Origin of the sequence: Campylobacter sp. US42a (assembly GCF_004379055.1) — a bacterium.
Lineage (GTDB): Bacteria > Campylobacterota > Campylobacteria > Campylobacterales > Campylobacteraceae > Campylobacter_D > Campylobacter_D jejuni.
Genome location: NZ_RYYK01000017.1, coordinates 1 through 2,120 on the forward strand (window position 1 = coordinate 1; position 2,120 = coordinate 2,120).

A 2,120-nucleotide genomic window follows, 5' to 3' on the forward strand; every position below is an offset into this window, starting at 1 on the left:
TAGATTAAAAAAGATGAATTTACAAAAGCTTTCTTATGAAGTAAGAATATCTCAAGATGGTAAAAGCATTTACGCAAAGATAAAATAAATCATTCCTATCTTAAAGATAGGAATCTTTTGCTTGTATTTTTATAAATATAAACAAAAGATTCTTAAATCTTAATCTTACAAAAAGGAGCAAGTCATGAAAAAGTTAAATAAACTTTCTTTGTCTTTAGTTGTAGGTTCTTTACTTTTTACACAAAGCTATGCTTTACCAAGTGGGGGTAAGTTCACTCATGGAACAAGTGGGACTATAAATATAAATGATAAAGTGATGAATATCGCAGGAAAAGGACAAAACTCTGTTATCCAATGGGGTGGTGGTTTTAATATAGCAAGTGGCGAAACTGTAAATTTTGGACAAGGAAAAACTAACCAAAATTATTTAAATATTGTCTATGGTTCTAAAAGCTCTCATATAGATGGAAAGCTAGAAGGTGGAAGCAATAATATCTTTTTAATCAATCCTAATGGTATAGTAGTGGGTAAAGGTGGAAGTATTAGTGCAAATAGAGTATATTTATCCACTTCATCTGTTGGTGATGATGGGATGCAAAAATTTGCAAATGGTGCAAGTGACACAGATGCAATATTTGGAACAGGAAAAAATATTTCACCAGTTATACAATTAAATCCAAAAGGTAATATTATTAACTTGGGAACTATAGAAGGTAAAAATGATCTTACTTTGATAGGAAATGAAATAGCTCAGTTTGACAAAGATAAAAATGTTGGATTATACAAATCAAATAATCGTATTTCATTTAGATACAACACAAATTATGTAATAATGAGTGCCATTGAAAGTCCCGGAATAGAAGGACCTATTACATCAGGAATGAGTGCAGCTTCAGTTGATCAATTTGTTTCTCAAGGTAAAATTGTTTCAGAAACTAGCAATCTTATTATCTCAACAGATATTGACGCTAATGTTATAAATTCTATATTTGATAGTTTAAAATTTAATTCTTATACAAGCATAGATAATTTGGCTACAATCTATAAAGAAAATGGAGAATTATTATCAGAAGATGTTTTACAAAGTATAGATTTTATGACTGCTCTATATGGACAAGCGAGCGCAAATGAAAATGCAAAATTAAAAGAAGCTCTTTCAACTTCTTATGAAAATGTGGAAAAAGCAGGTAAATCCATCAACACTGTTAAAAACACACTTGCTCAGATTTCTAAAACTACTGAACAACAAAAAAATACTCAAAAAGCTTACGATGATGCATTGAATAATTATAATACCATAGTAGAGCTTTACAATAAAGCTTTGCAAATTGGAGATTCAAAAGTCTTAGAAACGCTTAAAACAGAAATGGATAGTAAATATATAGTTTTGCAACAAGCCACAACAGCTCTTAAAGATGCCACGAGTTCGAATAATTCTAATCTTGAAACAAATAAACAAACTATTGCAAGTGCAAGTATAGATAATTATAAACTCACAGTTCATGGAGAATATCTTGCAGATTATAAAACTGTTAACAAGCCTAATGATAACAATAGTGGTTCCAATAACGGAAACGATGGAACCGATTCAGGTGATATTAACAATGGTAATAACAACGGTTCTAATAATAACCCAAATGATACCATAGGACAACAAGAACCTGACATTGCTACAGCTTTGCTTATGCAAACTACAGATGAAGATCCAAATATCAATGAAGATGATAAACAAGCAAGTATAGATGAAGCCAGTACTCAAGAAAGTGGTAATGCTTGTATAGTATCGGATAATTTTAAAGCAGGAAATCCTTGCTCAAGATAATTAAAATCCAAAAGGTTAAAAGCCTTTTGGATCTTGTTAAAAATTAATAAAACAAACAAAATTTAAAGATTAAAAATCAAAAAAGATTGATAATCAATCAAACAAATACAAAAAATAAAGAAAAATAAAAAGATAAAAAGAAAGAAAAATAAAAACAGAAAAAGCAAAAAATAAAAAAGATTAAAAACCAAATCTATAAAACAAGATCTTATGAAATCATTAAAAAGGAAAAACACAAATGAAACGCATTATCTTACTATCTAGTTTAGCTATCTTAAGCCTTTATGCTAGTGATACT

1 protein-coding gene is annotated in these 2,120 nt (G+C 29.1%); it reads left to right on the plus strand.

Features of this window, described 5'->3' with window-relative positions; all coding sequences use genetic code 11:
* Nucleotides 1-184 precede the first annotated feature (184 nt).
* Nucleotides 185-1,822, plus strand: a complete 1,638-nt coding sequence (locus ELQ10_RS08480; protein WP_134250461.1) for a filamentous hemagglutinin N-terminal domain-containing protein — start codon at nucleotides 185-187, stop codon at nucleotides 1,820-1,822.
* Nucleotides 1,823-2,120 lie beyond the last annotated feature (298 nt).